A 5371-nucleotide genomic window follows, 5' to 3' on the forward strand; every position below is an offset into this window, starting at 1 on the left:
ACAGATTGAATCAGCAGAGACTGTTACGATCAAGGAATAGTTTTTCAACACAATCAGCCCAAAGCAGACCCACAGCCTTAGACGCAAATTTGCTCTTGCTGCCATTCGCTGCGGCGCGTTCGAACTGGTAAGGTGCGGGGACAGAGCGGCCTGATGCACGTGCAGATATTGCTCACGCAGCATCTCCTCGCTGTTGCAGCAAGATTTTTGCTGCGGTGCAACCAGCGTCGTGGAAGCGGCCATTCAACCCTACCTTTCGCCGCACCCCGCACCTACTGGTAAGACGCGGGACAATTCGGATCTATACGGGTGCAGCGCATGCAGGAGCAAAAACTGCCCGCGCGAGCGGCAAAGGAATTTCGGCAGCGCGGCGAATTGCCCAAGACCGGCCGTCCGTTCCCGCCGGAACAGTCAAGTTCGAACCGCATATTCGCTGCCGGAATACTCAACTATCGCGAAGCAGACGACGGCGGCAATTCCTGTGATCAGTGCGTGTTTCATAGTACGATTTCCTCCCTTAATTTTCATAATGCTTAACTTTCCAGCACGCTGCCGGAAGCGTGATGTGGGAAGTTGTCCGCCTAGTGGACATCACCGTCAGGACAAAGCGGCGGCATTGAGGTGGCTGAACCCGGCTGCGATCTCTGCTGAGGTTTCTTGCAATGCAATGGCGTATCTTGCGATGGCTTGATCCATGGTCATGGCTTTGGTGACCCAGATTATCGACAAGCAACCAATTGCACGGTCATCTGCAAGAACCGGCACCGCAAGACTGGAGGTCTTTGGCCGAAACGAACGCGGGCCGCGTGTGGCGTAGCCCTGTTTGAAGTAAGCTGTCAGGTTTTTGTCCAGCCAGTCAGATTGCAAGAATGGCAAGTCTTCGACAGCGGCCTCCGCGCGCAGCAATTCGATGATCATCTCACGCTCTCGCGCACTGCAAACCGACAGATAAGCCCGCCCCGCCGAAGAACGCAGAATTGGCAACGAAAACCCGACCATCCCGGGATCTACAGACAGCGGGCTGCGGCTATGGGTCGTTTCCTGAATAACCATATGCGCGTCTTCGTAGGTGGACAGATCGAGAGGCCAAGCATGGGTATCCGTGAATTTTGCCAGAATGGGCACCGCCGTCTGACAGAGCCGTGACCGCATCGGGGCGTTGTCCCCTAATGAGGCCGCCAATGGGGACAAGCGCACACGGGAATCGCTGCCGGAATAGAGAACATATCCCTCTTCCTCCAACGTATGCAGCAAGCGATAGACCGTGGGACGCGGCAGATCGAGTTCTGTGGCGATTTCAGCCGCGCGTGCAGCTCCGGTCTTGTTAAGGAACCTGAGTATCTTCAGCCCCCGAGAGAGGGCCCGCACGTTTTCAGAGTTTGGTGCCATTCATGCCTCATACTATGACTGCCCCAAAGTGCAATCTCAACCAGCAACCACAGTCTGATCAATAGCGCCAAAGATGCTTTGGCTATCTTCACCCAACATTTCGAACCGGATAGTGTCGCCTGGTTCCATAAAGCGCGTGGTGGCTTCGCCGGTGCGAATGGTCTCAATCATGCGTTTTTCTGCGAGGCAGTTGGAGCCAACTTCATCGTGGTTTTCATTGCTGACTGTGCCAGAGCCAATGATCGTTCCTGCTGACAAATCCCGCGTACGGGCAGCATGCGCGATCAGATCGGGGAATTCAAAAGTAAGGTCTTTGCCTGCGTGGACCCTGCCATATTCTTCGCCATTATACACTGTGAGCAACGGCAGATTAACGCGTCCGCCGGTCCAGGCATCGCCCAATTCGTCTGGTGTGACACATACCGGAGAGAACGCGCTGGCGGGCTTGGACTGGAAGAAGCCAAAACCCTTGACCAGCTCAGGGCGCATGACGTGGCGTAGGCTGATGTCGTTGCAGAGCATGATCAGTTTGATATGCGATTTGGCCTGCTCGGGCGTGCACCCCATCGGTACGTCATCGGTGACCACAGCGATTTCGCCCTCAAAATCTAACCCCCAATCTGTATCCAGACAAGGGATCGGATCAACAGGGCCAATAAAGCCGTCACTGCCGCCCTGATACAACATCGGATCGGTTTCCGAGTTCGCAGGCATCTCAACGCCGCGCGCCTTGCGCACCAAACGCATGTGGCTAAGATAAGCGCTGCCATCGGCCCATTGAAACGCACGGGGCAAGGGAGAGGCCAGCTTTGCCGGGCTATAAGGCATGGTTTGCACGTCACCGGTTTCGATCTTGTTCGCAAGTTCCTGCAATGTGGGCGCAACCTGCTGCCAGTTCTCAATCGCGTCACGTAAGGTTGGCGTAATACCGGTGGCGTCGGCCACACATGACAGGTCGCGCGACACAACAACTAGCGCGCCATCGCGGCCGCCGGATTTCAAGGAGGCAAGTTTCATAGTGCAGATTCTCTCTCTTCATGTCTCAACAAGGGGGAAGGCAAGGTCATTGCAGCAAGCGTCGCAATGTCGACGTCAGTCTCAGCGCTCGCAGCGATGTATTTGTCCGGGCGTATCAAGGCGGCGTTTGCGCCAATGGCGTCAAGCACGCGTCCAATATTTGGATGCTCATCGGCATCAATCACCGGGAAATGAGTGGCGATATGGTCTGGCAAAGGATGCCGCAGGATCAGCACCGGTGCATAACGCGCAACATCATCCAAACGTTGTCCATTCGAAAGCGTCGGTTGATCGAATAATTGTCCGACATGTGGCGCGTTGCGGCGTATCAGCCCTGCCAGATCACTCTCCCCAAGAGGGGGGGCGATAGAGGTCATGCGCGTCGTGCCGGATTGGTCAGTCTGGGCCTGCGTCAAGGCCGTCTTGGGATCAGCATTGTTAATCAAACCGCCCAAGCGCATCGCCGTTTCGATGAATTGACGCACATTTGGGCCGCGTTCCTCCTGATAACTGTCCAAGAGGCGCTCATGGGCGCTACCTTTCACACATAGCGCAAGTTTCCATGCCAGATTGGCCGCGTCACGAATACCTGCGCACATGCCTTGCCCCATAAACGGCGGCGTCAGATGCGCCGCGTCGCCTGCAATCATCAGCCGTCCCTTGCGCCATTTCTGTGCCACTGCCGACTTGAAAGTATAGACGGCACTGCGCTCCAACACGGCGTCGTCAGGGCCAATCCAATGTGCCAGAAATTCCCAGATGCGCTTTTCTTGGGTAACCTCTGTATCCGTTTCACCATCCAACACCGTGATTTCCCAGCGCCGCCGAACACCCGGACTACGGCAATAGGTCATTGGCCGGATGGGGTCGCAGAATTGCACGGAATGATCCCCCAAATCAGGGCGGTCCCGCTTCAACAAGACGTCAATCACCAGCCAGCGCTCTTCAAAGCCCAGATCGTCCATTCCCGATCCGATCATTTTGCGTACAATGGAACGCGCACCATCACAACCGACCACAAACTGTGCCTTGATCTGTGTCTGATGGCGATCTTCTGTGTTGCGGGTGAGTAGCGTTACCCCTTTACCGTTTTCTTCGACACTTATAACTTCACTGTTGTTCAGCACTACAGCGCTAGAATTGCCTGCAAGTCTTTCGCGTAGCAGATGTTCCAGATCAGGTTGGTGCAATCGATAGCTGGCGTGCCACCCTTGCGGTCCGATGTCCTGCGGGCGCGGCCAATCCAAAAGCAAGTTCCTGTCGGGGTCGACAAATCGCATCCCCGGATTGACCCGCACTTTTTTACTTAGCTGATCGGCAATGCCGACGGTCTGAAAAACCCGCATCGTCTCACCATCAAAATGCACAGCACGCGGCAGATGATACATCGCGGCTTCGCGCTCAACCACTGCAACGCGCACCCCGCACTTGGCCAGCAAATTGGCCAGCGTCGCGCCCGTCGGGCCATAGCCCACGATGGCGACATCAACGTCAAATGTGTCCACCGTCATCTCTCCTGTCCGCGCAACTCATAAAGCCACGGGCAATCAACAACTGGCGGCGCGCGCAGCCCGTCCGCAGCCGCCTTGAGACGCATATCGACAAAAGGTTTTCGATCTTCCACAGGCAGGTATAGCCGGTCATGGCCCCAAAAGCTGGGTCCGGCCGTCGTCTCATGCGGCTCCCACGTTGCGGGATCAATCATCCGCCCGCCCCAGCCATTTTCGACAAAAAATCCGGATGGGGTGTTTGCGTAAAAACTTGTCATATGATCATTGGTGTGGCGACCCAAAGTATAGGCGATGCCATCTTTTTGCTGCCCCGCCAGATCATATCCTTGCCCCACGTCATCAAGATTTTGGTACTCCACCATAAAGTGATGGAACCCCGACTTTCCCGAACCCACGATGGCAAAGCTGTGGTGACGCCCGTTGACGTGGAAAAAGTACAACGGGACGGGTTTCAGACCATAATCGCTGACCGCAAAGCCAAGTACATCACAGTAAAATGGCAAGAGCGCAGTCGCATCGGGCACGTGCAGAACCGCATGTCCCATGCCAAGAGCACCGGTCTTAAACCCATCAATGGGGCGTCCCGGTATGAATGGGTCTTTTGACTTATGTGAATTCCAGACCAATTCAATCCTGTTTCCGGCGGGATCATGGGTCACAATCAGATCTTCGACAAAGCGACGGTCGGCCAGACCTTGGTCGCCAAACATCACTTTGTGCCCTGCGTTATCCAATCGGGCTGCAAAATCCTGCAGATCGGATTTGTCCAACACTTCCCAGCCGATGAAGGCTAATGTTTCTCCCGGTTCGTCCGAGACAACCAAGCGCTGTACAAGATCATCCATCCGGAAAGACAACTGACGCCCGCCGCAATCATCCAATTGCATGGCAAGCACTTTGCCCGCGAAGTGCTTCCATTCTTCCGTCCGGTCGGACCGCACACCAAGATATCCAAGCGATTGTATCGGCATTTCAGCTCCTCCGTATCCATGCCGCAAACTAGTAAGAGGCCACGAGTGTAGGAACCATTTGCACTCAGAGTGTCCGCCACGTGGACAACTTGATCTGCCAAAACATATTTGGTGTGCTGCCTAAAAGATGCACCCAAGACGCTTGCGGGTCGCCGGAGCAAAAAATGCCCGGAATGGATGAATTTCTACCGCGGCTCAGAGAGCTTCAGGTTGCAAACGAGACCTCTGAATGGCCGCTTCGGCTCTTCCATGCAACAGCGATTTTGCTGCGGCGCAGCAGGTTCCTGCGCTACGATCACACGCAGCAAGATTTGTCACTTCTGCTGTGGGCTGATTGTGTTGAAAAACTCGTTGTTTTTGGCCCATTGATGCTGGTGATTACGTTGATTTCATTTGGCTGGTCGTAACCACCCTGCCTTTCACCCTGCGGCTGGTCCCATCGGCTTGAGCTTAGCGAGTTTCCGGAGGTTTTGGGCGGTTGCT

Annotated in this window: 7 protein-coding genes; 2 read left to right on the forward strand and 5 right to left on the reverse strand. The window is 55.2% G+C overall.

The annotated features are described in order from the left end of the window. Positions 1-243 (reverse strand): hypothetical protein (locus PFRI_RS03525; protein WP_139292083.1); only part of this gene is annotated, 243 nt, incomplete at its 3' end. A gap of 75 nt (positions 244-318) precedes the next feature. Here PFRI_RS03525 and PFRI_RS21070 point away from each other — a divergent pair. Then, positions 319-537, forward strand: coding sequence for a hypothetical protein (locus PFRI_RS21070; protein ID WP_139292084.1), 219 nt, complete (start codon positions 319-321; stop codon positions 535-537). Positions 538-597: 60 nt separating this feature from the next. Here PFRI_RS21070 and PFRI_RS03530 read toward each other — a convergent pair whose 3' ends face one another. The 4 genes from PFRI_RS03530 to PFRI_RS03545 are packed head-to-tail and all read right to left on the reverse strand — an operon-like array spanning position 598 to position 4888. Continuing rightward, complete coding sequence (locus tag PFRI_RS03530) at positions 598-1389, reverse strand: DNA-binding transcriptional regulator (protein WP_072629365.1); 792 nt, start codon at positions 1387-1389, stop codon at positions 598-600. Between the two features lie 36 nt (positions 1390-1425). After that, the gene (locus PFRI_RS03535) at positions 1426-2406 is read right to left on the reverse strand and encodes a fumarylacetoacetate hydrolase family protein (protein ID WP_072629366.1); all 981 of its coding nucleotides are present in this window, start codon (positions 2404-2406) and stop codon (positions 1426-1428) included. Further along, positions 2403-3911 carry a bifunctional 3-(3-hydroxy-phenyl)propionate/3-hydroxycinnamic acid hydroxylase MhpA gene (gene mhpA / locus PFRI_RS03540; RefSeq protein WP_245812244.1) on the reverse strand — a complete coding sequence of 503 codons (1509 nt, stop codon included), beginning with the start codon at positions 3909-3911 and terminating at the stop codon, positions 2403-2405. The genes PFRI_RS03535 and mhpA overlap by 4 nt, the downstream gene beginning before the upstream one ends. 2 nt (positions 3912-3913) lie before the next feature. After that, on the reverse strand, positions 3914-4888 hold the full coding sequence (locus tag PFRI_RS03545) for a VOC family protein (protein ID WP_072629368.1): 975 nt from the start codon (positions 4886-4888) through the stop codon (positions 3914-3916). Between the two features lie 80 nt (positions 4889-4968). On the opposite strand from PFRI_RS03545, the gene PFRI_RS03550 reads away from it, so the two are divergent. Beyond that, positions 4969-5295: a hypothetical protein gene (locus PFRI_RS03550; RefSeq protein ID WP_139292085.1), complete on the forward strand. Its 327-nt coding sequence runs from the start codon at positions 4969-4971 to the stop codon at positions 5293-5295. Positions 5296-5371 lie beyond the last annotated feature (76 nt).

The sequence above is a fragment of the Planktotalea frisia genome (assembly GCF_001890925.1).
GTDB classification, from domain to species: domain Bacteria; phylum Pseudomonadota; class Alphaproteobacteria; order Rhodobacterales; family Rhodobacteraceae; genus Planktotalea; species Planktotalea frisia.